This window comes from Xanthomarina arctica (assembly GCF_014638915.1).
In the GTDB taxonomy this organism is placed as follows: Bacteria; Bacteroidota; Bacteroidia; order Flavobacteriales; family Flavobacteriaceae; genus Xanthomarina; species Xanthomarina arctica.
In genome coordinates this window covers 419,791-445,342 of the sequence record NZ_BMFQ01000003.1, presented here as the reverse complement: position 1 = coordinate 445,342, position 25,552 = coordinate 419,791, and the positions used below count along the sequence as shown (strand labels likewise).

Annotated in this window: 25 protein-coding genes; 15 read left to right on the top strand and 10 right to left on the bottom strand. The window is 32.4% G+C overall.

The window, feature by feature from the left end:
* The first annotated feature begins 112 nt into the window (after window positions 1-112).
* From IEV77_RS13225 to IEV77_RS13200, 6 genes are all read left to right on the top strand, one after another.
* Window positions 113-676, top strand: coding sequence for a PASTA domain-containing protein (locus IEV77_RS13225; RefSeq protein WP_188465600.1), 564 nt, complete (start codon window positions 113-115; stop codon window positions 674-676).
* 2 nt (window positions 677-678) lie between these two features.
* The gene (locus tag IEV77_RS13220) at window positions 679-1,713 is read left to right on the top strand and encodes an RluA family pseudouridine synthase (RefSeq protein ID WP_188465598.1); all 1,035 of its coding nucleotides are present in this window, start codon (window positions 679-681) and stop codon (window positions 1,711-1,713) included.
* A gap of 156 nt (window positions 1,714-1,869) precedes the next feature.
* Complete coding sequence (locus IEV77_RS13215) at window positions 1,870-2,778, top strand: hypothetical protein (RefSeq protein ID WP_188465596.1); 909 nt, start codon at window positions 1,870-1,872, stop codon at window positions 2,776-2,778.
* Between the two features lie 41 nt (window positions 2,779-2,819).
* Window positions 2,820-3,254, top strand: a complete 435-nt coding sequence (locus IEV77_RS13210; RefSeq protein ID WP_188465594.1) for a hypothetical protein — start codon at window positions 2,820-2,822, stop codon at window positions 3,252-3,254.
* 190 nt (window positions 3,255-3,444) lie between these two features.
* Window positions 3,445-4,203 (top strand): peroxide stress protein YaaA, encoded by a 759-nt coding sequence (gene yaaA, locus IEV77_RS13205; RefSeq protein ID WP_188465592.1) that lies wholly within the window; start codon window positions 3,445-3,447, stop codon window positions 4,201-4,203.
* Window positions 4,160-4,498: a hypothetical protein gene (locus IEV77_RS13200; RefSeq protein WP_188465589.1), complete on the top strand. Its 339-nt coding sequence runs from the start codon at window positions 4,160-4,162 to the stop codon at window positions 4,496-4,498. Before yaaA ends, IEV77_RS13200 begins: the two co-directional genes overlap by 44 nt.
* On the opposite strand, the gene IEV77_RS13195 is transcribed toward IEV77_RS13200, so the two are convergent.
* The gene (locus IEV77_RS13195; RefSeq protein ID WP_188466248.1) at window positions 4,488-4,625 is read right to left on the bottom strand and encodes a 30S ribosomal protein THX; all 138 of its coding nucleotides are present in this window, start codon (window positions 4,623-4,625) and stop codon (window positions 4,488-4,490) included. The two genes, IEV77_RS13200 and IEV77_RS13195, sit on opposite strands and share 11 nt — an antisense overlap.
* 93 nt (window positions 4,626-4,718) lie before the next feature.
* Here IEV77_RS13195 and IEV77_RS13190 point away from each other — a divergent pair, with 93 nt between their 5' ends.
* The gene (locus IEV77_RS13190; protein ID WP_188465588.1) at window positions 4,719-5,486 is read left to right on the top strand and encodes a uracil-DNA glycosylase family protein; all 768 of its coding nucleotides are present in this window, start codon (window positions 4,719-4,721) and stop codon (window positions 5,484-5,486) included.
* Here the strand turns inward: IEV77_RS13190 and IEV77_RS13185 are convergent.
* From IEV77_RS13185 to IEV77_RS13170, 4 genes are all read right to left on the bottom strand, one after another.
* A complete protein-coding gene (locus IEV77_RS13185) occupies window positions 5,483-7,264 on the bottom strand; it encodes a Xaa-Pro dipeptidyl-peptidase (protein ID WP_229736672.1) in 1,782 nt (593 codons plus the stop codon). The genes IEV77_RS13190 and IEV77_RS13185 overlap by 4 nt on opposite strands.
* A gap of 125 nt (window positions 7,265-7,389) precedes the next feature.
* Window positions 7,390-7,743 (bottom strand): DoxX family protein, encoded by a 354-nt coding sequence (locus IEV77_RS13180; RefSeq protein ID WP_188465584.1) that lies wholly within the window; start codon window positions 7,741-7,743, stop codon window positions 7,390-7,392.
* On the bottom strand, window positions 7,736-8,716 hold the full coding sequence (locus tag IEV77_RS13175) for a peptidase associated/transthyretin-like domain-containing protein (protein WP_188465582.1): 981 nt from the start codon (window positions 8,714-8,716) through the stop codon (window positions 7,736-7,738). The genes IEV77_RS13180 and IEV77_RS13175 overlap by 8 nt, the downstream gene beginning before the upstream one ends.
* A 124-nt stretch (window positions 8,717-8,840) precedes the next feature.
* A complete protein-coding gene (locus IEV77_RS13170; RefSeq protein WP_188465580.1) occupies window positions 8,841-9,188 on the bottom strand; it encodes a DUF6249 domain-containing protein in 348 nt (115 codons plus the stop codon).
* Between the two features lie 154 nt (window positions 9,189-9,342).
* Here IEV77_RS13170 and IEV77_RS13165 point away from each other — a divergent pair, with 154 nt between their 5' ends.
* Window positions 9,343-9,933 carry an RNA polymerase sigma factor gene (locus IEV77_RS13165; RefSeq protein ID WP_188465578.1) on the top strand — a complete coding sequence of 197 codons (591 nt, stop codon included), beginning with the start codon at window positions 9,343-9,345 and terminating at the stop codon, window positions 9,931-9,933.
* The gene (locus tag IEV77_RS13160) at window positions 9,914-10,324 is read left to right on the top strand and encodes a hypothetical protein (protein ID WP_188465576.1); all 411 of its coding nucleotides are present in this window, start codon (window positions 9,914-9,916) and stop codon (window positions 10,322-10,324) included. Before IEV77_RS13165 ends, IEV77_RS13160 begins: the two co-directional genes overlap by 20 nt.
* A 54-nt stretch (window positions 10,325-10,378) precedes the next feature.
* Here IEV77_RS13160 and IEV77_RS13155 read toward each other — a convergent pair whose 3' ends face one another.
* A complete protein-coding gene (locus IEV77_RS13155) occupies window positions 10,379-11,620 on the bottom strand; it encodes a DEAD/DEAH box helicase (RefSeq protein ID WP_188465573.1) in 1,242 nt (413 codons plus the stop codon).
* A gap of 476 nt (window positions 11,621-12,096) precedes the next feature.
* On the opposite strand from IEV77_RS13155, the gene IEV77_RS13150 reads away from it, so the two are divergent.
* Both IEV77_RS13150 and IEV77_RS13145 read left to right on the top strand, forming a co-directional pair.
* Window positions 12,097-12,954 (top strand): YitT family protein, encoded by an 858-nt coding sequence (locus IEV77_RS13150; protein WP_188465571.1) that lies wholly within the window; start codon window positions 12,097-12,099, stop codon window positions 12,952-12,954.
* 142 nt (window positions 12,955-13,096) lie between these two features.
* Window positions 13,097-13,504, top strand: a complete 408-nt coding sequence (locus tag IEV77_RS13145; protein WP_188465569.1) for a hypothetical protein — start codon at window positions 13,097-13,099, stop codon at window positions 13,502-13,504.
* 103 nt (window positions 13,505-13,607) lie between these two features.
* Here the strand turns inward: IEV77_RS13145 and IEV77_RS13140 are convergent, their stop codons facing one another.
* A complete protein-coding gene (locus tag IEV77_RS13140; RefSeq protein ID WP_188465567.1) occupies window positions 13,608-14,585 on the bottom strand; it encodes an endonuclease/exonuclease/phosphatase family protein in 978 nt (325 codons plus the stop codon).
* A 134-nt stretch (window positions 14,586-14,719) separates the two neighbouring features.
* On the bottom strand, window positions 14,720-16,630 hold the full coding sequence (htpG, locus tag IEV77_RS13135) for a molecular chaperone HtpG (protein WP_188465564.1): 1,911 nt from the start codon (window positions 16,628-16,630) through the stop codon (window positions 14,720-14,722).
* Between the two features lie 226 nt (window positions 16,631-16,856).
* On the opposite strand from htpG, the gene IEV77_RS13130 reads away from it, so the two are divergent.
* Window positions 16,857-18,428, top strand: a complete 1,572-nt coding sequence (locus IEV77_RS13130) for a GMC oxidoreductase (RefSeq protein ID WP_188465562.1) — start codon at window positions 16,857-16,859, stop codon at window positions 18,426-18,428.
* 244 nt (window positions 18,429-18,672) lie between these two features.
* On the opposite strand, the gene IEV77_RS13125 is transcribed toward IEV77_RS13130, so the two are convergent.
* Entirely contained in the window at window positions 18,673-21,105 is a 2,433-nt protein-coding gene (locus IEV77_RS13125; protein WP_188465560.1) for an alpha/beta hydrolase family protein, read from the bottom strand.
* 295 nt (window positions 21,106-21,400) lie between these two features.
* On the opposite strand from IEV77_RS13125, the gene IEV77_RS13120 reads away from it, so the two are divergent.
* The 3 genes from IEV77_RS13120 to IEV77_RS13110 all read left to right on the top strand — a co-directional run bounded on the left by IEV77_RS13120 (window position 21,401) and on the right by IEV77_RS13110 (window position 23,984).
* Window positions 21,401-22,003: an OmpA/MotB family protein gene (locus IEV77_RS13120; RefSeq protein WP_188465558.1), complete on the top strand. Its 603-nt coding sequence runs from the start codon at window positions 21,401-21,403 to the stop codon at window positions 22,001-22,003.
* A 188-nt stretch (window positions 22,004-22,191) separates the two neighbouring features.
* On the top strand, window positions 22,192-23,202 hold the full coding sequence (locus IEV77_RS13115) for a 3-oxoacyl-ACP synthase III family protein (RefSeq protein WP_188465556.1): 1,011 nt from the start codon (window positions 22,192-22,194) through the stop codon (window positions 23,200-23,202).
* A 419-nt stretch (window positions 23,203-23,621) separates the two neighbouring features.
* Complete coding sequence (locus IEV77_RS13110) at window positions 23,622-23,984, top strand: CoA-binding protein (RefSeq protein ID WP_188465554.1); 363 nt, start codon at window positions 23,622-23,624, stop codon at window positions 23,982-23,984.
* An 89-nt stretch (window positions 23,985-24,073) separates the two neighbouring features.
* Here the strand turns inward: IEV77_RS13110 and IEV77_RS13105 are convergent, their stop codons facing one another.
* The gene (locus IEV77_RS13105) at window positions 24,074-25,513 is read right to left on the bottom strand and encodes a sodium:solute symporter (RefSeq protein WP_188465552.1); all 1,440 of its coding nucleotides are present in this window, start codon (window positions 25,511-25,513) and stop codon (window positions 24,074-24,076) included.
* Window positions 25,514-25,552 lie beyond the last annotated feature (39 nt).

Here is a 25,552-nt window from a genome sequence, read left to right as displayed (position 1 = left end):
TAACTAAAATTACAATAAAACAAGTGGTTTATTAGTTAAGCTAAAATATCATATTAAAAGCAAAAGAAAAAACAGTTCTGTTTTTATATCTTTGCATCACAAATAAATTTAAATGGGTCTTATAAATTTTCTTAAAAGTAAAACGTTTTTTAAACAATTGGCTTTGGCTATTGTGGCTATTATCGTTTTGGTATTCATCTTATTAAAATGGTTGAAGGTTTCTACTAACCATGGTGAGTTTGAAAACGTTCCCGAATTAAAAGGGAAATCCATACAAGTAGCAGAAATTGAATTGAGAGAAAATAACCTGGTTATGGAAATCTTAGATTCTTCAAATTATAATCCAGATTACCCAAAATTTTCGGTTATTGAACAAGATCCAATTGCGGGCGAAAAAGTAAAGGAAAGTCGTAAGATTTATTTAACACTAAATCCTTCTGGCTATAGAAAAGTTTTGGTGCCAGACTTAAAAGAACGAACTTTTAGACAAGCAAAACCAACCTTGGAAGCCTTAGGGTTTACAATTGGTAAGCTTACTTATATAGATAATATTGCTAAAGATATGGTTTTGGATATGAGCTTTGGTGGCCACCCTATAAAACCTGGCGAAATGTTGCCGAAAACCTCTAAAATCGATTTGGTTTTAGGTAATGGAACCAGACCAACTTCAGAATAAATATGACAGATTTTACTCCCGAGCAGGAAGGTGATGACGAATTATACGAGCATTACTCTTTTACTGCCGTTAAAGGACAACAACCCCTTAGAATAGACAAATATTTAATGAATTTTATTGAAAACGCAACGCGTAATAAAATTCAAGCAGCAGCAAAAAGTGGCAACATTTATGTGAATGATGTTCCTGTAAAATCCAATTATAAGGTGAAGCCAACGGACGTGATTCGTGTGCTTTTCGAACATCCACCTTATGAGAATTTACTAACGCCAGAGAATATTCCTTTAAACATTGTTTATGAGGATGATGATTTGCTTGTTGTTAATAAAGAAGCAGGCATGGTTGTGCATCCAGGACATGGAAACTACTCTGGGACTTTAATTAATGCCTTGATTTATCATTTTGATAATCTGCCTAACAATTCCAGTAATCGCCCAGGTTTGGTGCATAGAATCGATAAAGATACCAGTGGTCTTTTGGTGGTTGCAAAAAATGAAGAAGCCATGACACATTTGGCGAAACAGTTTTTCGATAAAACTAGCGAACGTGAATATGTAGCCATTGTTTGGGGAAACATGGAAGAGGAGGAAGGTACCATTGAAGGTAATATTGGCCGTCATCCAAAAAACAGATTACAGAATACCGTATTTTTTGGTGAGGATGAAGACAAAGGGAAACCAGCCGTAACTCATTATAAAGTTATGGAGCGTTTAGGCTATGTTACATTAGTGTCTTGCAAATTAGAAACAGGGCGTACACACCAAATTCGTGTACACATGAAACATATTGGGCATACCTTGTTTAACGACGAGCGTTATGGTGGCGAAAGAATCCTTAAAGGAACCACCTTTACCAAATACAAGCAGTTTGTTGACAATTGTTTTAAAGTCTTACCAAGGCAAGCACTTCACGCAAAAACTTTAGGGTTTGTGCATCCAAAAACGGGGAAATTTATGAGTTTCGATACAGAGATTCCTCAAGATATGCAATTGTGTATTGAAAAATGGCAACATTATGTGAAGCATCAGGACATGTAGAAAGTTTTGCAAAATATTCCAGAACTATATTTTTAGGAGAAGGATTGAAATAATTGTTGGTTTACTTAGAGATGAAGGAAATTCCTACCGACAAAAAGTAAAAAAATATTTATAAAATTTTGTTATATATATATTGCAATAACTTAAACCTACTAAATGATGAAAAACACCCTTTTCTACTTAGCTATATGCATCTCATTAATAACAAATTTTAGTTGTAGTAATGATGATGACTCAGGCGAGCAAGTTATTGAGCCTGTAGACAATTTTTATATAGAAAGTTACCACAAAGTTTATGCGCAATATAACACGCACTTGTTCCCAAATTCAGAGTCTAGTGATTTAATTACTTTTGACTATGATGATTCCAACAGAATAACAAAAAGACATGGAGATTTAGTGTATATGAATCCTAATAGTGGTATGGGAGCATATTTACATGATTCCCTATATACAGATTTAACCTATACTAATAATAAAATACATCTTGAAAAAAAAGCTGTTCCGTTTATTGGACTTTCAGTTCGAGAAAACGAAAGAATTATCGAGTTTGATGCTAATAATAGAATGATTCGGAAAATTAAGTATGAACAATACGATTATCCCGAAAGAGATACCACAAATTACAACTATAGCGATGGAAAATTAATGTCATTTATTAAAACCTCAAATAAAGTAGCAGATGGGGCTGGTTGGTCTGTTCGTTATTTTAAAGAATCGAATCTTTATTACACAAATGATAATTTAGATAGTATAGTTTCGATTTCATCTGCAAAAGCTACTTTTGATCCATTTCCTATTCTTGTAACAAAAGAAACACAGTATTTCAGTGGATACGATTCTGCTGAAAACCCATTTAGAAAACTTCAAATTTTTGAGGAAACATTTAATAGATCTTTATCTAAAAATAATTTTACAGAATATAGAGAAACTTCTAATGACTACGATTATCCAAATGATGATTATTATGCCACACCAACTTTAGGTCCTACCCAAGAAGGGAATTATCAAAATTGGAGTTTTGCCTATGATGAAAATGACGAATGGATTTACGATCAATATTAAAACTTAATTTTATTATCTACATTTTTTAAAAACTAAATCTTATGAAATTCCCCTTCAAATCTATTGCATTCATTACGTTTTCAGTTTTAGCAATCTTTTTAATATCATGTAAGAGTGATGATGACAGTATTGTCGATGAATGTGAAGAAGCAGTTTGCCCACATGTAGTTATTACTATTGATGTTTATATAATTGATGAAAACCAAGACCCAGTTGCTTTAGATTCTTATGAAGTGATTGATATTGAAAATGGGGAGGTTTTAACAACGCCAATGTCACCAGCAAATTTTGAGTATTATCAGCAATTAGGTGAGTATCCATTAATAACGGGTCCTATGGTAAATGGTCAAGAGAAAGACCTTCTATTTAAAGGGTTTATTAATGATATAGAAGTTATTAGTAGTAGTTATAAAGTGGGAAGAGATTGTTGTTTTGTGAATTTGATTTCTGGAGATACTAATTTAGTGCTTCAATAAATAAGTACACAACAAAACCATAAACAAGCCAAATACTTTTAGCTTCATAATAACATTTTGAATTCGTTATTTTATTGATTATTCACTAACTTTGAATAGATAATTAAAGGTCAAAAATTTTGAATATTTTCCTTTAATTGAAGTTATTTATTAATCTATAATGAGATACCCACTTTCGTGGGTAATAAATATGAAGCTTGTTTTATCACCTGCAAAATCACTCGATTTTGAAACTAAATTACCTACCAGTAAAGCAACTGAATCACTGTTTTTATCAGATTCAGAACGTATCAATAAAGTGCTAAAAAAGAAATCGGCAAAGAGTTTATCTGAACTCATGAAGATTTCACCTGCATTAAGTCAGCTTAATTACGAACGCAACCAAGATTGGCAAGTACCTTTTACAAAAGACAATGCCAGACCAGCTGTGTATGCTTTTAATGGCGATGTTTATAGAGGTTTGGATATCTATTCTCTAGATGTCAATAAACTGGATAAATTACAAGATTCCGTTAGAATTCTTTCAGGCTTGTATGGTGTTTTAAAACCCTTGGATTTGATGCAAGCATACAGATTGGAAATGGGAACGAAACTTCCTATTGGAAAAAATAAAAATCTGTATGAATTCTGGAAAAAGAAAGTTACTCAAGCTTTAAACGATGAGTTAGAAGACAACGAACTCTTTTTAAATTTAGCGAGCAATGAATATTTTAAAGCTATTGACACCAAAACCTTAAAAGTACAAGTTGTCAATATCGACTTTAAAGAACTTAAAAATGGCGATTATAAAACTATTGGGATTTTTGCAAAATTAGCAAGAGGCTTAATGACACGCTATATTATTGATACCAATGCCAAAACTTTAGACGATATTAAAGGTTTTAACCTAGAAAATTATAGATTTCATGGACAACTCTCCAAAGAAAACAGTTTGGTCTTTACAAGATAATAAGCGTACGGAAGACCAGCGAAAGGCGTTTAAACCTACTGGTAAAAAACCTAGGAATAAAACGCTTCAATATCTCTTGATATCTATTTTAGTGTTGTTTGTAATGAGTTTTTTATTACTTCAAATCTATGAAGAAACATTGGAAGCTTGCATTACAGATACTTTTTGCATCAACTCCAAAGAGGATATGTTGTTGTATACGCTTTATGTTTTTGCTAATATTTGTATTGTGGTATTATCCATTGCAGGGGCTTATGCTATTGGAAGGAAGCTAGCCCAATATATCAAGGTTTAGGAGTTGCTTTTTTATTAACATCCAATTGATCTTCTAAACGTGGACGTTTTTTAATTCGTGGACGTCTTACGCCAAAAGAACCTCTGTTAATTTTTCCTTTTCTAGTTTTTTTATCTCCTTTTCCCATAGTACTTTCCCGCAAAGGCGGGAATCTCATTTAATTAAACTTACTTTTGTTGCTATAAAGTACACATTTTAGATCTATAAAACAAGAAAAATTTTGTTTAAACATCAGCATCCATACAAACCATTTATTCCAGAAAATGCCACCAAATTAATAGTTGGAACCTTACCTCCTCCAAGATTTACTATTGGAGATTTAAAACCAGCAGATGTCGATTTTTGCTATGGAAGTAGTGACGGACAGTTATGGAAAATTTTAGATCAATTATTTCAATTAAACCTAAAATATGAAATTTCTGAGGAAGCTATAATTCAAAGAAAACAGTTTTTAATCAACAGAAATATAGGCATTTGTGATATTGTTGAAAGTGCCGAACGTGAAAAAATAGATGCTTCCGATTTAGGCATGCAAAACATAGTTTTAAGAGATTTAATTGGTTACTTACAAAAGCATCCAAAGGTAGATACTTTACTATTTACTGGAGGCAATAGTAAAAATGGTCCGGAGTATTTTTTTAGAAGACATTTAAAAGAGCATAATATGAAACTAGAATTAGTTTCTAATGAAGTTCCTAGAATTCATCAATTTGAACTATGTCATTCAGAGCAAAACGTTTGTCATTCAGAGCGTAGCGAAGAATCTCAAACAAGTAATTTAAATGATAAGATTCTTCGCTTCCTGCCTGCCGGCTGGCATGGCGCTCTGAATGACAAAAGAATCATCAAAACAGTTTCTTTAACAGCGCCTTCTGGAGCTGCAAATCGAGCCGTTGGTAGCATGCCATTATATAAACACCTCAAACAAAAAAATCCAGAATTTAATACCCTGGATTTTAGAATGATGCAATATCGTGAGTTTTTTTAATTTTCTTTTAAAGCGTTTTCTAAAGCTTTTAAGCCACCAACTACAGGTAAACTAAGAACCGTTTTATCTAAGTCTATGGTTAATTCTGTTCCTGGTTTTGGTAAAATAGTAAATTGACTGTCGCTAGAAAAAATCATCAAGCCTATTTGTTGACCTTTAGGAATAATTTGATCGTCTGGTTGTAAATCGAAGGTCATGGTATAAGATTTACCTAGTTCCATTGCCTCTCCTTCAGAGATTGATTTATAGTTTTGAGGATCTGCCCAACCACGTGTAATAATATTATCTGTAATTTTAGCATTTTCTTCAGCATTCCAAGGTAAGGATACCAACCATACAGATAGATTTGCTTCTGGTTTATTGCTAGAAAGAGTAATGGTTAATTTTGTTAAACCAGAAATATGCACATCTTCCGTAAGTGTAGGAGTTACGTATAATAAACGATGGTTTGAACTGGTTGCCTGTGCTAAATCATCACCTGAAAAATTATAATCGTCCACCAAGGTTTCCTTCCCATGATCTTTAGCTTGTTTAGGTGATAAAGTACCAACTTTTAAGCCGCTAGCATGAAGGTGCATATCTACCATAGAAGCATCCGGATTAGGATATTCTTTATAAGAAGTTGGACTGTCTGGTTTGTCATTTTCTCTTACAATCCAAGCTTTGGCATCTGTTTCAACACCATTGTCAACACCATGTAAATAATGTGTAAACCATCTGTTCATCATGGAAATTGGAGGTGGTCCACCATGTCCGTATTGATGATAATAAATTTGTGCAGGAATGCCTTGTTTTTTTGCCTGCTCATAAATTCTATAACTATGTTCTGGCATCACATTCCAATCGTTAAAGCCATGAGACATTAATAAAGCCGCTTTCATGGGTTTCATATGATTTAAATAATCACGTTGTGCCCAGAATTCGTTGTAATCTCCAGTTATTCTATCCATCCCATTTTTCATCTCGTTGTCTCTAATAACGCGATTTCCATAAGCTCTTTTAGAAACTTCTCCACTGTGAATATAATCGTATAAAACATCGACATCTTCTCCCAAATAACCTCCAGGAGATCTAACCAAGCCATTCGATCTGTAATAATGGTAATAAGAGGTATTAGGAGCAATAGGAATAATAGCTTCCAGACCTTCAACTCCAGTAGTTGCAGCTGCTAAAGGAATAGTCCCGTTATAAGACGTTCCTGTCATTCCTACTTTTCCGGTAGACCAGTAGGCAAATACTTCTTCGTTGCCTTCGCGTTCTGTATACCCTTTGGCTTTTCCATTTAACCATTGTACAACAGCTTTTGGAGCTAAAGATTCATTCTCTCCTCCAACAGTAGGAGAACCATCTGAAAAACCTGTTCCTGGAGACGAAGAATGAACTACGATATAACCCCTTGGAACCCATTTTAAAATTTGCGAATTTGAAATAATGGGTCTTTGACCAATTCTCTTTACTTCTGGATGTACCCGAGGTCCTGCAGGAACTCCCAATTCGTGTTTTACGTCCCAAAACGAACCAGGTAGATCTGGAGCAACACCAGCAAAATAAGGACTCGATTCGTAAACAATTGGTAGTTTTAAACCTTCAGTTTCTGTTTGTGGTGGTCTTGTTACATCCACATGCATACGGTCTAGTTTGCCATCTCCATCTGTGTCGAATTCTGTTTCAACCCATAAATCTGTTCTTATCCAGGTGTCTGGTTTACTGAATTCAGGGACAATTTGAGCTTCGCCATTTTCAAAAACAGGAACGGCTTTTTCCTGGGAAAAGGACATGTTATAGCATATTAGAAATAAACTACTAAGTAATAATTTGAAGGACATTTTCATATAAAATATTAATTGAATTTTTGTAAAAATTGAGGCTTACGAAGTTCGTTTTTTTTCATTTTAAAAACAAGTTATACATAGAAATAAGCCCAAGCCATGAGTACTAATTGGAGTGGAAGTCTTAAAATTAAAATCCATTTTGGGATTCCTGCACCTGCCTTTTCACTAGAAAGCATGTATACATGTACTAACAAAAACACGGCCAACATGGCTATAATACCATAAACGGCAAAAGTTCTGGTTTTTTCGAAACACAAGGCTATTCCTAATATAATTTCAGCAAAACCACTTAATGAAACTAATAATTTATGATTTGGTAAATAGTTTGGCATTATCCGCATATACATTTTGGGTTTTACAAAATGCATGATGCCAGCAAAAACGTAAATAAGTGCCATAAGATATAAATGCCAAGGATTATTCATCTTTATAAACTTTAAAAGTAATTCCCATACCATAATTATTCAGTCCAGCAGTAAGTAAGCTGGAATCTTCCACATTTCCTTCTTTAAACTGAATCCATTGATTTCTATTTACAAAAACACGTTTTATATAAGTGTTGGATGCTGGGATCTCGTCAGTAAATGGAAGTAGTGGTCTAAAATTGGTTGGAATTCTAACAATAACACCTCTAGATTTAATTTCTTTATATTTTTTATTTGGTAATAATTTCCCAGCTTCATCGGTATACCCTAATACCTGAAGAGATACGAATATTCCAGATTCTGGAATATAAATATCTTTATCTGTTACATCTAAAACATATGCATCACCATTTTTTTCTGTCACTCTAAAGACCATATTTTGAAAGGTTAAAGGTTTTCCGGGATAGCCATTTTCATTGCTATAGATATTAACTTTAAAGAGAGTTGAAAAGGGTTTCTTTTCAGCATTTGCTTTGTCTCTCTTTTCCCAATCAATAGATTCCAGGGCAATAGGGAAGTGGACTTCCGATAATTTCTTGAGTTTATTATCTGGATTTTTAAAATAAACGGCAATTTCAGATTCAATGGTAGGAAGCCAGCATTTATAATAATCGTCGTCCAGAAAAGGTTCAATAGTTTCTTCTTTATATTTTCTGTCTATTTTGGCTTTTACAACTACTTCATCTAATTGATCCACATGTGGTTCTAGTAAAAGGGTCTCTTTTAAATTTACTATAGCAATATGGACATCTTTAAATCCTAAAGCAGATACAAAAAGCGAGTCGATACCTGGATACATTTTTTCTGTAAAAAGGAATTGCCCTTCATCGTCAGCAAAAACACCTTGTCCATCTCCAAAAGAAATGGTGGCATAAGAAACAGGATAGTTTGTTTGAGAATCTATAATTGTTGTTTGCGAGTAACAATTAAAAGAAGCAAGTAAAAGGAATAAAAAGGTAATTTGTTTTAACATGTTATTAAAGGCTACAAATAATTTATAAGCTTTAAAGATACAGATTCTAAATCTAAATTAATTAAAATAAAAAAACCTGCTATTGATTAATTAGCAGGTTAAAAAGCGTGTAAAATGTAATAAATTACTCTTTGTCTAGATCTTTAGTCATTTTAAAACCTACAAATAAACCTGCTCCTGCCATAAAGAAAATGATTGAAGGATAAACAGCATCATTATCTAATGAGGTGTAATTATCTAGTAAAGAAGCGATGAATATACCTATTCCTATACCCATTAATATTAGAGCAAGATTTAAAATAAAGACTTTCCAAATAGGAGCTGTACTTTGTCTGCCTTTCATAAAAATACTGGCATCGGCACCTTTTTCAATAAGTGCTAATCGTTCTTTATTTCTTGTTGAAAAGAATAAGTAAAAAACTCCGAAAATTGCTCCAAATATAATTGGAATAATAATTAATTCTGATCCCATAACTGTTTGTTTTTAATTGATTAATTTTAATGTGTTCATAGCTTATGACGATGCGTTTTGAGTTTAGGTTACAAAAAAAGTAAAAAAATAGTTTTTTAAATATAATATGAATAAAAGTGTAACCATATATAATCAATTGGCGTCTTAATATCAAATGACCACCAACAACGACCAAATACTCATCAATCAAATTACTGAAGGCGATACGAATGCATTTGCAATTTTAGTAGATCGGTATAAAGAGTTGGTGTTTACTTTGGCGTTACGAATGTTAAAACATAGGGAAGAAGCAGAAGAAGTTTCTCAAGATACCTTTATAAAAGCCTATAAGTCGTTGTCTAAATTTAAAGGCGATTCAAAATTTTCGACTTGGATTTATAAGGTAGCTTATAATACCTGTTTAGATAGAATTAAAAAAAATAAAAGAAAATATAACGAAGTTGCTATTGATGAATATACAGAACATCAAGTAAAAACCATAGATAACGCTTTAGAAAACATGGTTGCCACTGAACGTAAACAAGCCATTCAGGATTGTTTGTATTTGTTACCAAGTGAAGAAAGTTTTTTAATTACTTTATATTATTTTGAAGATCAATCTTTAGATGAAATTGCGAAAGTTGTTGGTTTAACAGCTAATAACGTAAAAGTGAAACTCTTTAGGAGTAGAAAAAAATTAACAGCTATTTTAAAAGAGCGTTTGGAACCCGAAATTATTGAGCATTATGAAAGAGAACGTAGATAAATACATAGAAAAACTAGTGGATAAAGCCATGAAGGATTCTGTTTTAGAATCTCCTTCATTTGATTTTACATCTCTTGTCATGCAACAGGTTACTGCTAAAAGTAAAGTAACAGTTTATGAGCCTTTAATTTCCAAGAAGGTTTGGTTTGCTGTTTTTGCAAGTGTAATTGCATTGATTCTATTTGTCCTTCTTTCTGCAGATACACAACAAAATAGTTGGTTTATTACCAAAGATTTCAATCTTATTTCTAAGCTGAAGTTTTCCAATCCGTTTTCTGGATTTAAATTAGGAACAACAACCATGTATGGCATCATGCTTTTAAGTATGATGGTTTGTATACAAATACCCATGCTTAAAAGTTATTTTGATAAAAGACTAAATTCTAATTAAATAAAGCCAGAGACTCTACACCCAACAGCTAACAACTCTACAACATCCAATAAATTAATACCAACGTTTCTTTTTCTTTCTTGAAGCGGCGCTTTTACGTCCTTTTTTATGGTTACTAGTGGTTTGGCTCGATTTATGAATTTCAGCTTTTGTATTTGGATCTAACGGATAAGGATGTGCTTCTTCAACAGGAATTTGTATTTGTAGCAACTGTTGTATGCTTTGCACATAGGTTTTCTCGTCTGCAGCACAAAAAGAGTAAGACATTCCAGAATTTCCTGCACGTCCAGTTCTACCAATTCTATGGACATAAGTTTCAGGAATATTAGGTAAATCGAAATTGATTACAGCATCCAATTCATTGATATCTATCCCACGTGCCGCAACATCCGTAGCAATCAGGATATTTACGCCTCCGCTTTTAAACTTTTTTAAAGCTGTTTGTCTATCGCCTTGAGACTTATCTCCATGAAGCGTTTCTACCTGATATTCGTTTTTTAATAAAGTCTGCTCTAATTTATCAACTCCAAATTTGGTGCGTCTAAAAATTAAAATACTTCCTTTTATTTCATTTCGTAATAAGTGTAAACACAGTTCTATTTTATTTCGTTTTGGTACGTAATATAAAACTTGACCAATATTATTTGCAGAAGATAAAGTGGTATGAATCTCTATACGTTCTGGCGTATTTAAAATAGTATTTGCTAATTGCTCTACTTTATATGGCATGGTTGCCGAAAACAATAAAATTTGTTTTTCTTTCGGACATAAACTAACAATTTTCTTAACATCATCAATAAATCCCATGTCTAACATTAAATCGGCTTCGTCTAAAACCAGTATTTCAACATCATCGAGGTCAATAAATTCTTGTTTTTGTAAATCGATTAAACGTCCAGGAGTCGCTACTAAAATATCAACACCTTTAGTTAAAACATCTATTTGAGGTTCAATAGGAGTCCCACCAAAAATAACCGTGGATCTTAGATGCGTATGTCTACCGTAAGCTTTAAAATTATTCCCAATTTGAAGTGCCAATTCTCTAGTAGGACTTACAATAACCGCCTTAATTGTTTTTCCACCTCTGGAAGCTTCTGGTTTTTCAGAAAGCAACTGTAATATAGGCAAAGCAAAAGCAGCTGTTTTTCCAGTTCCTGTTTGAGCAGAAGTAATAACATCCTTCTTTGCTAAAACTAATGGAATGGTTTTTTTTTGAACTTGAGTAGGTGTTTTATAACCTTGTTCTTCAATGGCTTTTAAAAGGGGATCAATAAGTTGTAAGTCTTTAAACGACATGTATTCATATTTTCTACAAAGATAGTTGAATTTTAAAAGATTCAATTTCTAAAATTATATTTTCATTTTTATAATATTTAAATGGGAATAATGACTTCCGAAAAAAAATCATAAAAAAAAGAGAAATTTATCTTGTGCCTTAAAATTTAGTAATAACTTTGTCGCTTCAAGATGAGAAAAAATAATATACATAGTAAGTGTCAGATGATTTGGGGAAATCCCAATCCATAGAACGTACTATATATTTAAATAATAAATTTAAGCGTTCTACTAAAAAGTAAGAACGCTTTTTTTATACAAAAACATTAAAAATGAAGTCATTTAAGATGCCATCAATTTGTAGGATAAATATAATTACATGTAAAAATATGTGTAAGTACATCCCTATATATCGAAGAGAATAAAATAAATTAATTATAATTTTAAATTCCTTTGATTAACACCATAATCAAAGGAATTTTTTTTTGCATGAAATCATGAAAAACAAATTAACACTCATATTAAAAAAAGAGATTGTCCTTAAAGAACTTAAAAGCTATACATGGGTTTTTGGTGGTTCTGTGCTATTAGCCATCGCATATGTTATTTTTATTATTCCGCATAACATTGTTCCTGGAGGTGTTTTAGGCCTAAGTATTGTCGCAAATAAACTAACGGGCTTATCCATAGGGCTTCTAGCCTTGTTGGTAAATATACCGTTGCTTTTATGGGGAACTAAAGTCTTGGGTTTAAAAACGGGTATAAAAACAGCTTTCTCTATGGTTCTGGTGTCTTTTTATATAGATGTGTTTTCAGCTTTATTGAAAAATAGAATCTATGTCGAAGACGCATTGGTTTCTTCAATATTTGGTGGGGTCATTATTGGCTTGGCTGTTTCTATTGTTATGAATGCAGGAGCAACAACTGGTGGAAATGATATCCTGGTAAGAATTTTAGCTACAAAAATAAAATTACCTTACAACCAATTAATTCTTATAATTGATGGTATTGTTATCTTTTTTGGAATCCTAGTCTTTGAAGATTTTACCATGGCAGCTTACAGTATTATTGCTATTATAGCCATTAGTAAGACCATTGAATACTATATGAAGAAGTCTTTGAAAAATATGACATTATTGGTGTTTTCATCTAAAAATCTGTTGATTCAAGAATCTATTCTTGAAAACAAAAAGCATACAGATGGTATTTTAAAACTGATACACTATGAAAACAACGGCAAACTTATTTTAATAACACGAAATACTAAGAAATTGGAAACTGTTCGTGATATGATTTATAAAATTGATCCAACTGCAACTATTACAGTTTTAGAATCTAATAATGAATTGTCCTAATTTGAGCAACTTTGTTTCAAGTGGTAATTATCCAAATTCATATATAAAATAAAATGACTGTCTTTTAATTTTGATGATTAAAGACAGTCATTTCGTTTCATAGTTATTATTAAATTCCGATATTTCTAGCTTCTTAAAGCATATGAAATTCAATTTAAATACATATTTCGATTTTAAAATAGGAATTGCGGGCGCCCTGTTTATGGGAACAACTGTTTTTGCTATAAACTATTTTTCAACTAATCTAGTTTTAGAATCTCTTACTGCTGCTTTAAAGCAAGGAACTTATACCTTTTTATTTGGTGGTTTTTTAATGAAAGGTTGTGAATATATTGCCATACATATTAAAAAACGCAACTTTGCAATTGTAGCCGCTGTTCTAATTCCAACGGTAACAACACTCATTCTTACTTATGGCATGCATCTTTTAAAAGGTACTCCAAAACCATTAGCTTCTACCATTCCAACTTTAATGATTATTCCTGCAACGGCGGTTTGGGCGATTAGGAAAAGAAAGATGATGAATAAAGAAGAAGTGCCTCGAGAATAAAGAGTTTTGCTTAGTTTTTTTTCTGCTAAAGAACCATTTTGTCTGCACCAAAGTGGTTTGGGTGCTCTTATTTTTTTTTATTATGAAGAGCCTTTTATATAATCTACTTTAATTTAAAACGCATTTCTACAGGTAAATGATCTGAAGCTTGCTCAAATTGGTTTAGTACTTTTCCATCAATATATTCAATGGAGTTTTTAGAGTAAAAAATATAATCTATTCGCACATCTGGATTTATAGAATTGTAAGTCTTGTCGTATTGAGTAGCACTGTAAGCGGCATTTCCAATGGTTTCTGAATTTAAGATGTCTGTTACGGCTGCATTGGTGTATTTGGGATCGCTATTAAAATCCCCTAATAAAATGGTTGGGTAATTTGCAGCATATTTTGTAAATAATTCCAATACAGTAGCAAATTGTTTTTCTCTAGTAGCTTTATCAAAAGCTTCAAGATGTACGTTTATTAAAATAACGTTTTTGTTTTCAATCTTTATTATTGCAATTTGTGCCAAACGTTCTGGATATAGCGCATCACGATAGAATGGCGCATTATTAACACGTTCTAAAACAATACATTCCTGATTTTCAATTGGATATTTGCTTAATATGGATTGACCAGAAACCGTTTTCCCAAAGTGCACAGAAGGAGGCCAATATGGGTAAGGTACATAGGTGTCATCCCAATTTACAGCTTCAGCAACATAATTATAACCTAAAGAAGCAATTTCGGTTTGTTGATTTACATGATAAGATCTCGAAGCATCATAATCAATTTCTTGTAAGGCAATAAAATCTGGATTTAGGGTTTTAAATTCTGATATGACTTTTTCAAGGTTGTTATCAAATAATGATTTTGGTTTTGCAATAGCTAGATTATTAGTCATGCCACTTAAATAACCAATATTATAAGTTATAATACTGTAAATTGAATCGTTATTAATTGTTTGTTTAAAATTGTTGATTGTTATTTTATTATAGTTTTCTACAGATAATGTTGGCGAAGACGCCCAAAAGAAAAACAGTGCACAAAGGAGTAATAAAGATGCAAGACTAAAAATAATTATTTTAAAAACTTTTTTCATTTTTCAATTATTGCAAGGAATGATTTTAAGTAAAATTAGTTTTTTTTAACTAAAAAACCACTTCATAATTGAAGTGGTTTTTATTTATATCTCATTGCTAGTTTAATAAAGCAACCTCGTTTTGAATAAACTGATTACTTTATCATCTCGTAGCTACGTTTAATGAAGTTTGTTAATTCTTCACCTTTAAGTAGGCCTTGGGACAATCTGGCTAAATCTAAACTTTGCGTAATTAAACGTTCTTGTTTTTTCTTCGTTTTAGTAGTTAAGATCTCATTAACCAATTCCGAATTTGTATTTACAACTAAGTTGTACATGTCTGGCATGTTACCCATTCCAAACATACCGCCACCGCCAGTTTGTTGCATTTCTTTCATTCTACGCATAAATTCTGGTTGCGTAATCATAAAAGGTGTTGCAGTACTGTCCATAGATTCTAATTGCACTGAGAATTTTTCAGCAGGAATCACTTCTTTTAGAATGTCTTCCAATTCTTTTTGTTGCTCTTCAGATAATTTAGAAATCTTAGTTTCGTCTTTCTTGATTAAATTATCTACATGATCAGAATCAACACGCGTAAATGTGATGTTCTCTTTAGTAGACTCTAATTTTTGCATTAAATGACTGATAATTGGAGAGTCTAATAATAAGACTTCATAACCTTTAGCAGTTGCTGCCTCGATATAACTGTGTTGTGCATCGTGGTTAGACGCATATAGAAGCACTAATTTCCCGTCTTTATCTGTTTGATTTGCTTTTACTTTATTAAAAAGCTCGTCGTAGGTATAATATTTACCATCAACCGTTGGATACAATGCAAACGCATCTGCTTTTTCAAAGAATTTATCTTCTGAAAGCATGCCGTATTCAATCACTATTTTAATATCATTCCATTTAGCTTCAAAATCTTCTCTGTTCTCATTGAATAAAGATTTTAATTTATCTGCAACTTTTCTAGTAATGTAAGTAGAAATCTTTTTTACAGCGCCATCAGCTTGTAAATAACTTCTAGATACATTTAAAGGAATGTCTGGAGAATCGATAACACCACGTAACATGGTTAAAAATTCTGGTACAATTCCTTCCACATTATCCGTTACATAAACCTGATTTTGGTATAATTGGATTTTATCCTTCTGCATGTTTAAATCGTTCGTCATCTTAGGGAAATACAAGATTCCTGTAAGATTAAACGGATAATCAACATTTAAATGAATGTGGAATAAAGGCTCTTCAAATTGTGTAGGATACAATTCTCTGTAGAAACTTTTATAGTCTTCATCTTTTAAATCTGCTGGTTGTTTGGTCCAAGCTGGATTAGGATTGTTGATAATGTTGTCTACAGTTATTTTTTTCTGAGGCTCTTTAGTTTCTTTACCTTCAGCATCTTTTATAGTTGCAGGTGTATGATCAGGATCATTCACTTCCTTAGTTCCAAATTTAATTGGAATAGGCATAAACTTGTTATACTTAGAAAGTAGCTCGTTAATACGTGCTTCTGCTAAAAACTCAGTAGAGTCTTCTGCTATATGAAGAACGATTTCTGTTCCTCTATCAGTTTTATCGTGAGGTTCTAAAGTGAATTCTGGGCTACCATCGCAAGTCCAGATAACTGCAGGTTCGTCTTTAAAAGATTTGGTAATGATGTCTACTTTTTCAGCAACCATAAAAGCTGAATAAAAACCAAGACCAAAATGCCCAATAATTCCAGAATCTTTTCCAGAATCTTTATACTTGTCTAAAAATTCTTCAGCACCTGAAAAAGCAATCTGATTGATATACTTCTCAACTTCTTCACCTGTCATCCCTAAACCTTGATCGATAATATGAAGTTTTTTACCTTCTTTGTCGATTTTAATTTCAATTTTTGGGTTGCCATATTCTACAGTAGCTTCTCCAATACTTGTTAAATGTTTTAGTTTTAAAGTTGCATCTGTAGCATTACTTATTAACTCACGTAAAAAGATTTCGTGGTCACTGTATAAAAACTTTTTGATTAATGGGAAAATGTTTTCAACTGAAACATTAATATTTCCTTTTGCCATAAATTTATTTTATTTATATTCCTGCGAAAGCAGGAATCTGTTTAGACTTAGTTTTACTTTTAACTAATAGTCAACAAAAATGCCAAGGTTTGAAAAGTGACAAAGTGACACTTTCAGATTGGATATTTGAGATTTTTGGTTTTGGAACTTGAAATTTCTTATCCCTACTATTTGAAAATACTAAAGCTATTGTTATATCTTTAGTAGCATTAAAAAACAATCTCTTGTGAATTTAGACTACGATTATGTGATTATTGGAAGTGGTTTTGGAGGCTCTGTATCTGCATTGCGACTTTCTGAAAAAGGATATAAGGTACTTGTTATTGAAAAAGGAAAGTGGTTTAAAGACAAAGACTTCCCAAAAACCAATTGGAATTTAAAAAAATGGCTTTGGGAGCCTAGAGCAAATCTCCATGGCATTTTTAAAATGACTTTTTTAAATCACGTCACCGTGCTTTCTGGGGTTGGAGTAGGAGGTGGTTCTCTAACCTATGCGAATACTTTGCCTATTCCTAAAACAGATTTTTTTAAGACTGGAAGTTGGGCAAGTTTAAGTGATTGGGAAAGCGATTTGAAACCTTTTTATTCCACTGCTCATAAAATGTTGGGAGCAGCTACCAATCCGAAACTTTACGAATCAGATTTACTAATAAAAGATTTAGCCAAAGATATTGGAAAAGAAGCCCACTTTGAAGCAACTAAAGTGGCTGTATATTTTGGGGAAGCTGGTAAAAAAGTTCCAGATCCCTATTTTAATGGAAAAGGGCCAGATAGAACGGGTTGTGTGTTTTGTGGTGCTTGTATGACAGGTTGCAGATACAATGCCAAAAATACGTTAGATAAAAATTACCTGTATTTAGCACAACAATTGGGTGCTGAAATTATAGCCGAAAAAGAAGTTTTTGATGTCTCTGTTATAGGAAATAAAGATGGTTCTGGGGGTTATAAAATAGATTATAAATCGAGTATAGGAAGAAATAGCAAAGCAAGTGTTACAGCTAAAGGTGTCATATTTTCTGGTGGTGTTGTGGGAACTGTTCCCTTATTATTAAAACTTAAAGCATCTTCATTACCAAATTTGTCTGATGCCGTAGGTAAAAATATTAGAACCAATAACGAATCTTTGTTATTAATAACATCTACAGACAAAAACTCAAAAGATTATTCTAAAGGAATAGCTATTGGTTCTATTTTACATACAGATGAAAATAGTCATCTGGAACCAGTTCGTTATGGTGAAGGTTCTAGTTTTACGAAAGCTATGACCATGCCAACCATTCATAATAAATTTGCACTTTTCAGATTGTTAGGGATTCTAGGCTTGTTTTTTAAAGCACCTTCTAGATTCTTTAAAACTATCTTTTCTAAAAATTATGCCCAACGTACAACCATTCTTTTATTTATGCAGACCTTGGATAGTACGCTACAAATTAAATTAGGCAAGTTTACTAAAATGAAAACCGTTAAAGAATCGGGTCCTAAACCAAGTGCTTTTATTCCAGAAGCTATGGAGTTGGGAAAAAAAGTGGCAAAAAAAGTAAAAGGCATTCCGTATGCTAATTTTACAGATGCTTTGTTAGGAACTCCAACAACGGCTCATATTCTTGGAGGAGCTGTAATGGCTGAAGATACTTCAAAAGGTGTGATTGATAAACACAATAAGGTTTTTGGTTACAAAAACATGTTGGTGTGTGATGGCTCGATGATTTCGGCAAATCCAGGAGTGAACCCGTCTTTATCTATAACAGCTATTTCAGAACATGCTATGAGTTACATTGAAATTAAAAAGACTTATTGAAATATAAAGTGTCATTCAGAGTGTCTCACTGAGCAGTCGAAGTGGAAACAATCAATCTCTAAAATTTAAATTTGTCATTCCGACGTGTTCATTGAGCGAAGCTGAAATGAGGAGGAATCTTTTTAATAATCTTTTCATAAATAATAGATGTCTCACTGCATTCGAAATGACAGAAATAGTAGGAATGATTATAAAATATAAAAACCACCAAATAGGTGGTTTTTATATTTTATAAATGTTATTATTAATCTGTAATTTCAGATGTTTCAGGTCTGTTTTTTACATAGGTCTCCAGCCATTCATCTTGTTCCCATAGAAGATGCAAAATAGATTCTTTGGCAGCATAACCATGACTCTCTTTCGGTAACATCACCAATCTAACTGGCGCTCCTAAGCCTTTTAAGGCATTGAAATAACGTTCACTTTGTAAAGGATATGTTCCAGAATTATTATCTGCTTCGCCATGAATTAAAAGCAAAGGTGTTTTCATAGTATCGGCATGCATAAATGGTGACATTTCATAATAAATCTCTGGAGCTTCCCAATAGTTTCGTTCTTCACTTTGAAAACCAAAAGGCGTTAACGTTCTATTATACGCTCCACTTCTAGCAATTCCAGCGGCAAACAGGTTGGAGTGGGATAACAAGTTCGCTGTCATAAATGCGCCATAACTGTGTCCGCCAACAGCAACTTTATCTCTATCAATATATCCTAAAGTGTCAACAGCATCGATTGCGGCTTTGGCATTGGAAACCAGTTGAACAATAAAAGTATCGTTTGGTTGCTCGTCACCTTCACCAACTATAGGGAAAGAGGCGTCGTCTAAAACAACATAGCCTCTAGTTACCCAATAAATTGGAGACCCATAATAAGGATAGGTAAATTCATTGGAACTTTTTGTGTTTTGTCCCGCACTACTTTTGTCTTTGAATTCTGCAGGATAAGCCCACATAATCATGGGGTATTTTTTGCCTGCCTCATAATCGGTTGGTAAATAAAGTGTGCCTGTTAATTCCAACCCATCTGCACGGTTGTATTTAATAACTTCCTTTTGAACATTTTGAATGCTTATAAACGGATTTTCAAATTGTGTTAGAGGAATTAATCCGATGCGTTTCTTAATGTTTCGTATGTAATAATTTGGATATTCATTTTTCGATTCTATTCGAACTATATATTCGCCTTTATTAGCATTTAAAGCCATGGAAATATCTTCCACTTGCTCTGTTAATGTTGACTGATATAGTCTGGTAGTCTTTAAATTTTCCAAGTTTATTTCATCAATAAAAGGGAATTTTCCAGCATCGCTATAACCATCTCCAGTTAAAAAAGCGTTGTTTTTATCTAAGTCTAAAACATATTCGTCAAAATGGTTCTTTTTTGTAACAAAATTGCCGGGATTGCTATACACATCTTGGTAATTTCTATCGAATACCACTTTTGGCTCTTGTTTATTGTTTGAAGGATTGAACAAATAAGTTCTTGTGTTTCTGGTATTCCACCAATAGTCGTATGCTAGGGCCGTATTATCATCTCCCCATTGAATAAATCTAAAACGGTCTTTTGTTTTTAAAAGAGACCTTATTTTTCCAGTAAATGGTGCTTCTTGTTGAAATACTTCATCTCGAAAAGCAACGTCATTTTCAGGATCTCCACCATCCAAGGCTTCTGCCCAAATTAGAGTGGCTGGCTTATCATTTCTCCAGCTTATATCTCTTTTTCCAGTTCTTTCAGCCATAAAACCTTGAGGTAAATCTTCTATTAAAGGAACTTCAAGAAAGGTGTTTACAAAATCACCATTTACATTATAGATGGTTGTTGAAGAAGGAAATCTATAATAAGGCACCAAATAGGAGAAAGGTCTGTTAATTGTAGTTATCATAACATAATTGCCATCTGGGGAAAAGGATAAATCGCGATACATATCACTTTTTTTCCATAAGGTAGAAGTGCCATCTAAATTGAATTTATATAACTCAGCTTGTGCTAATAATTCAAAATTATACTCGTCATTTTCATTTTTAAGCAAATCTTGATAGGTTCTGTTTTGCGCTTTTACTCCAGCTTCGCTTACCGAAATAGTTGGTCCTGTTGGGATGGCTTCTTTGGTATCAATTAAAGCTTTTCTATTTGCGGGTAAAGTCGTTACTAAAATAGCATGACTGTCTTTAAACCAAGTAAACGGATTTCCCATATTGGCATTTAAATTTGGCTGACTTAGTTTTGAGGCTTGAGCTTTGTTTATATCCAAGACCCAAAGTTCAACTCCAGAAGTTATGGTGTTTGTAAAAGCCATGTATTCTTGGTTTGGCGACCAAGTAAAATTGGCAAAACGACCATTTTCTGGAAGTCCAGATATATTTATTTCTTTCGCATCTTTCCCATTTTTTACTTTTACATCTATATAATATCGCGTTCTGCTCCCAATGTTTGTTATTGGATTGATCCGCAAGCCACCCAAACGCATTTCTGTTTCAGAAAGTTCATCAATACTTTTAAAATTGCTTCCATATAAAAAGACAATATTATTTCCTTTACTATCCATTCTAATACTAGGTGCAAGAGGAGCTTCAGCAAGTTCTAAAATACTTTCAGGAGGGCTTTGATAAGTCAAATTATCTTGTCCGAAACCTAAAAAAGTAACAAATAAAAGTGTGTAAAATAAGGGTATTTTCATAAGGTTTTTGTTTTTGATTTTTAAAACTACTAAAACTTAAGATGAAATTATTAAAAACTTGTTGAAAAAGAGTTTATAGTTAAAATTATTTCTTTTCTAAATAAATTTCACGCACAATAAAGCTAACCATTATGCAACTTTGTTGAATTTAATTTGCCTTTAGAAAACGGTTTCAGTGTTTAAAAAAAACACACTTTTTGAAACAGAATATGCTCCTCACTTTTAATCGTTTACGACGTTTTTTATTTTGAGATAAATTGTATTTTTACATTCTAAATTTAAATTTTAAAAAAAAATGAAATTCACAAAAAAATTATTAGGCCTTTTTTTATTTTCTATTGCTTTATTAGTATCGAGTTGTGTGTCGAAAAAGACTTATACAGATCAAGTTCAGCAAACTGATGCTGCAGTTCAGACAGTAAATGTTTATGCAGCGTTAAATCAGCAATTAACTGCAGCTTTGATTGGTGATCAGGCTCAAATTGCTAGTAATGAAATTCAAATAACAGAATTAAAAGATCAATTAAAGGTGACTTTGGTTAATTCGATTGTATTCTCAGAAGGAGGTTATGAGGTTAATGCTGCAGGGAAAATAGCTTTAGCTAAAATTGCACCTTCATTATCTAAGCTTTCTGGACAGCAAATTGTTGTTCAAGGATTTACGGATAACGAGTCTATAGGTCCAGTATTAGCAAAAAAATACGCTACAAATTTAGAATTATCATCTGCACGTGCAGACAATGTTGCTGAATACTTAATTTCTAAAGGTGTTCCAAGTAGTATTATTTCAGGGCAAGGATTTGGAGAACAAAGACCAGTTGCTCCAAACGATAGTGAAGCAAATAAAGCAAAAAATAGAAGAGTAGAAATTATTGTAAAAGCTTATACTCAACAGTAATTTTTAGTTTTTTAATTCATAATAAAAACCTTTCAACTGAAAGGTTTTTTGCGTTGCACTACTAAGTGAGTTTAAAAAAACAAAATTTAAACCTTTGAGACGATATTGAATTATAATCAAATATTATAAGAATACTATTTTTAATGTTTAAATTGCCATTCATATAAAATGACTAAAAAGATTTATTTATGTATAATTCGAAAATTATTGGTTTAGGAAAGTATGTTCCTGATAATGTGGTGACCAACGATGATTTATCTAAAATGATGGACACCAACGATGCATGGATTCAGGAACGAACTGGAATCCAAGAAAGACGTTGGGTAAAAGAAGGTTCTGGAGATACTACTGCTGTTATGGGGGTAAAAGCCGCTAGAATAGCTATTGAACGCTCAGGAATTGATAAGGATGATATAGACTTTATTGTCTTTGCAACTTTAAGTCCGGATTATTATTTCCCAGGTCCAGGTGTTTTTGTTCAAAAAGAATTAGATATCAAAACTGTTGGGGCTTTAGATGTTAGAAATCAATGTTCAGGTTTCGTTTATGCTATTTCTGTAGCTGATAATTTTATTAAAACAGGTATGTATAAAAACATACTAGTTATTGGTAGTGAACTGCATTCTCACGGCTTGGATAAAACAGATAGAGGAAGAGGTGTTTCAGTAATTTTTGGAGATGGTGCTGGAGCTGCTGTATTAACTAGAGAAGAAAATAATTCTAAAGGTATTTTATCAACGCATTTACATTCTCAAGGAGAATATGCCGAAGAATTGGTAGTAAAAGCTCCAGGAATGGGAACACGTTGGGTGACAGATATTCTTGCCGAAAATAACCCTGAAGACGATAGCTATTTTCCTTATATGAATGGGCAATTTGTATTTAAAAATGCCGTAGTTCGTTTTAGTGAAGTAATTAATGAAGGTTTAGAGAAAAATAATTTGCAGGTAAGTGATATCGATATGTTGATACCACATCAAGCTAATTTAAGAATTTCACAGTTTATACAAAGAAAATTTCAGTTAACAGACGATCAAGTTTTTAATAATATCCAAAAATACGGAAATACCACTGCAGCTTCTATTCCAATTGCTTTAACCGAGGCTTGGGAAGAAGGAAAAATAAAAGAAGGAGATACCGTAGTTTTAGCCGCTTTTGGTAGTGGATTTACTTGGGGCTCTGTTATAATTAAATGGTAAATCCCTACGCCATTGTTCAGCCTAGCTTCAGCGAAGTTGAAAGGCAGGAATCTTTATAAATACAAAAAACCCGAAACATAACTGTTTCGGGTTTTTCACTACTAACCAATCTTAACTAACACTAACCATAAAAAGTTTTTTAAACTTATCACTTACTATTAAGACGTAGAAAAGTTGAATTTATTTCATCCGTTTTCGTATTTAACTATCATTTAACAATTAGAAATCAAAAACCCAAAACATGAAGTTTTGGGTTTTTTAATTTAATAGCCAGACTTAACACTAACCATCAACTATTATGAAGGCTATTAAATATAATTATAAGATTATTTTAAGAAAACTTATTTTGTATTTAATTAATAGACGTTTAAATTTGAGTAATGTTACTTTTTTTAACAATACTTAACAGACTTTAACAGATGAGCAAAAAAACATTAGTTCTTGGTGCTTCTTTAAATCCAAGTAGATATTCGAATATGGCAATTAATAGATTGAAGCAATCTGGTCATGAAGTGGTAGCCATTGGCTTGAAAGTGGGGCTTGTTGATGGAGTGCAAATTGATACAGATTTGATGCCATATAAAAACATCGATACAGTAACTCTTTATCTAAATCCTACAAATCAGAAGCCATATTACGATTATATAATTTCTTTAGAACCTAAACGGGTTATTTTTAATCCAGGTACAGAAAATTCGGAATTTTATAATATACTTAAAATGAATAAAATAGACTTTGAAGTGGCCTGTACTCTGGTATTGCTTTCTACTAGACAGTTTTAAAGTGTCTAAAGTTGCAAATGCCTAAAATTATAATTTGAAAAAACTCTCTGCGAACCACCGTGTTTTCTCAGTGGAGCTCTGTGTAATACCTAAACCTTCCTTTTTATCATTAATAATCCCATAAAGGTTAAGAAACCATTTAAGATCAAAATAAAGAATCCAAATTCGAAGCCTAGCCATTTCGAGCTGTACATGCTAATAATATAAGATAAGATAGGTGAAAGTATCGCAATTATAGGAACCAATTTATCCTTTACCTGCCATTTTGTAAACAATCCAAAAGCGTATAATCCCAATAACGGACCATAAGTATATCCGGCAAATACAAAGAGTTTAGCAATAACACTTTCATCTTTTATAAGATACTTAAACGAAATAATAACAAGAATTAAAATAAGAGAAAACAGAATGTGAATTTGTTTCCTTTTAACCACTTGTGCTTTCTCATCCAGTTTCTTTTCAATATCTAAAATATCAATACTAAACGATGTTGTTAATGCTGTTAAAGCACTGTCTGCACTACTGTAGGCAGCAGCGATTAATCCAATTAAGAAAAACACAAAAACCCCAGTTCCCAAATAGTTTTTTGCCAAGAGAGGAAATAAGTCGTCTTTATGTGCATCGATACCATTTTGCTCTGCATATACTGTTAATAATAAACCTAAACTTAGAAAGATAAAGTTGACAATGGTTAAAACAATGGTAAACCAGAACATGTTTTTTTGCGCATCTTTTAGCGTTTTGCAGGTTAGATTTTTCTGCATCATATCTTGATCTAATCCAGTCATTACTATCGCAATAAAAGCTCCAGAAATAAACTGTTTCCAAAAGTAATCGCTGGATTTGAAATCGTCGAAAAAGAAGGTTTTAGATAAATCGTTATCAAGCACAAAACTTAAAATATTGCCACTATTTAAACCTAATTCATCACTAACAAAATAAATAGAGACACCAACGGCTATCAGCATAAATAATGTTTGTAAGGTATCTGTCCATACAATGGTCTTAATTCCAGATTTAAAAGTGTATAACCAGATTAATAAAACGGTGATAACAACGGTTTGCCAAAAGGCGATACCTATTTCATCGAATAGAATTATTTGCAAAACATTTGCCACCAAAAACAACCTAAAACTAGCTCCTACAACTCTGGAGATTAAGAAAAAAGAAGCCCCGGTTTTATAGGAGTAATCTCCAAAACGTTCTTCTAAATACGTATAAATTGAGGTTAAATTTAGTTTATAATAAAGCGGAAGTAAAACGGTTCCAATCACCAAATAACCAACAATATAGCCTAAAACAACTTGCATATAACTAAACTGAGAGGCTTCAATCCAGCCAGGAACTGAAATAAAAGTAACCCCAGAAAGCGAAGCGCCAATCATTCCAAATGCAACAACAAACCAAGGGGATTCTTTATTTCCTTTAAAAAAAGCATCGTTGCTTGATTTTTTTCCAGTGAAATAAGAAATTAAAATTAATACACCAAAATAAGATAATATAAGTAAGATAATTTGAGTCGAATTCATGAGAAAAGAAATTTCTAGGGTTCAAATTACACGTATTAT

What these genes read in the sequence shown, in the direction of transcription:
- IEV77_RS13165 (WP_188465578.1), top strand. Translation starts at nt 9,343, where the DNA reads ATGACCACCAACAACGACCAAATACTCATCAATCAAATTACTGAAGGC.
- IEV77_RS13160 (WP_188465576.1), top strand. Translation starts at nt 9,914, where the DNA reads ATGAAAGAGAACGTAGATAAATACATAGAAAAACTAGTGGATAAAGCC.
- IEV77_RS13140 (WP_188465567.1), bottom strand. Translation starts at nt 14,585, where the DNA reads ATGAAAAAAGTTTTTAAAATAATTATTTTTAGTCTTGCATCTTTATTA.
- IEV77_RS13125 (WP_188465560.1), bottom strand. Translation starts at nt 21,105, where the DNA reads ATGAAAATACCCTTATTTTACACACTTTTATTTGTTACTTTTTTAGGT.
- yaaA (WP_188465592.1), top strand. Translation starts at nt 3,445, where the DNA reads ATGAAGCTTGTTTTATCACCTGCAAAATCACTCGATTTTGAAACTAAA.
- IEV77_RS13185 (WP_229736672.1), bottom strand. Translation starts at nt 7,264, where the DNA reads ATGTCCTTTTCCCAGGAAAAAGCCGTTCCTGTTTTTGAAAATGGCGAA.
- IEV77_RS13110 (WP_188465554.1), top strand. Translation starts at nt 23,622, where the DNA reads ATGAGCAAAAAAACATTAGTTCTTGGTGCTTCTTTAAATCCAAGTAGA.
- IEV77_RS13145 (WP_188465569.1), top strand. Translation starts at nt 13,097, where the DNA reads ATGAAATTCAATTTAAATACATATTTCGATTTTAAAATAGGAATTGCG.
- IEV77_RS13175 (WP_188465582.1), bottom strand. Translation starts at nt 8,716, where the DNA reads ATGTTAAAACAAATTACCTTTTTATTCCTTTTACTTGCTTCTTTTAAT.
- IEV77_RS13170 (WP_188465580.1), bottom strand. Translation starts at nt 9,188, where the DNA reads ATGGGATCAGAATTAATTATTATTCCAATTATATTTGGAGCAATTTTC.
- IEV77_RS13115 (WP_188465556.1), top strand. Translation starts at nt 22,192, where the DNA reads ATGTATAATTCGAAAATTATTGGTTTAGGAAAGTATGTTCCTGATAAT.
- IEV77_RS13195 (WP_188466248.1), bottom strand. Translation starts at nt 4,625, where the DNA reads ATGGGAAAAGGAGATAAAAAAACTAGAAAAGGAAAAATTAACAGAGGT.
- IEV77_RS13105 (WP_188465552.1), bottom strand. Translation starts at nt 25,513, where the DNA reads ATGAATTCGACTCAAATTATCTTACTTATATTATCTTATTTTGGTGTA.
- IEV77_RS13155 (WP_188465573.1), bottom strand. Translation starts at nt 11,620, where the DNA reads ATGTCGTTTAAAGACTTACAACTTATTGATCCCCTTTTAAAAGCCATT.
- IEV77_RS13225 (WP_188465600.1), top strand. Translation starts at nt 113, where the DNA reads ATGGGTCTTATAAATTTTCTTAAAAGTAAAACGTTTTTTAAACAATTG.
- IEV77_RS13200 (WP_188465589.1), top strand. Translation starts at nt 4,160, where the DNA reads ATGGACAACTCTCCAAAGAAAACAGTTTGGTCTTTACAAGATAATAAG.
- IEV77_RS13220 (WP_188465598.1), top strand. Translation starts at nt 679, where the DNA reads ATGACAGATTTTACTCCCGAGCAGGAAGGTGATGACGAATTATACGAG.
- IEV77_RS13180 (WP_188465584.1), bottom strand. Translation starts at nt 7,743, where the DNA reads ATGAATAATCCTTGGCATTTATATCTTATGGCACTTATTTACGTTTTT.
- IEV77_RS13120 (WP_188465558.1), top strand. Translation starts at nt 21,401, where the DNA reads ATGAAATTCACAAAAAAATTATTAGGCCTTTTTTTATTTTCTATTGCT.
- IEV77_RS13150 (WP_188465571.1), top strand. Translation starts at nt 12,097, where the DNA reads ATGAAAAACAAATTAACACTCATATTAAAAAAAGAGATTGTCCTTAAA.
- IEV77_RS13215 (WP_188465596.1), top strand. Translation starts at nt 1,870, where the DNA reads ATGATGAAAAACACCCTTTTCTACTTAGCTATATGCATCTCATTAATA.
- IEV77_RS13210 (WP_188465594.1), top strand. Translation starts at nt 2,820, where the DNA reads ATGAAATTCCCCTTCAAATCTATTGCATTCATTACGTTTTCAGTTTTA.
- htpG (WP_188465564.1), bottom strand. Translation starts at nt 16,630, where the DNA reads ATGGCAAAAGGAAATATTAATGTTTCAGTTGAAAACATTTTCCCATTA.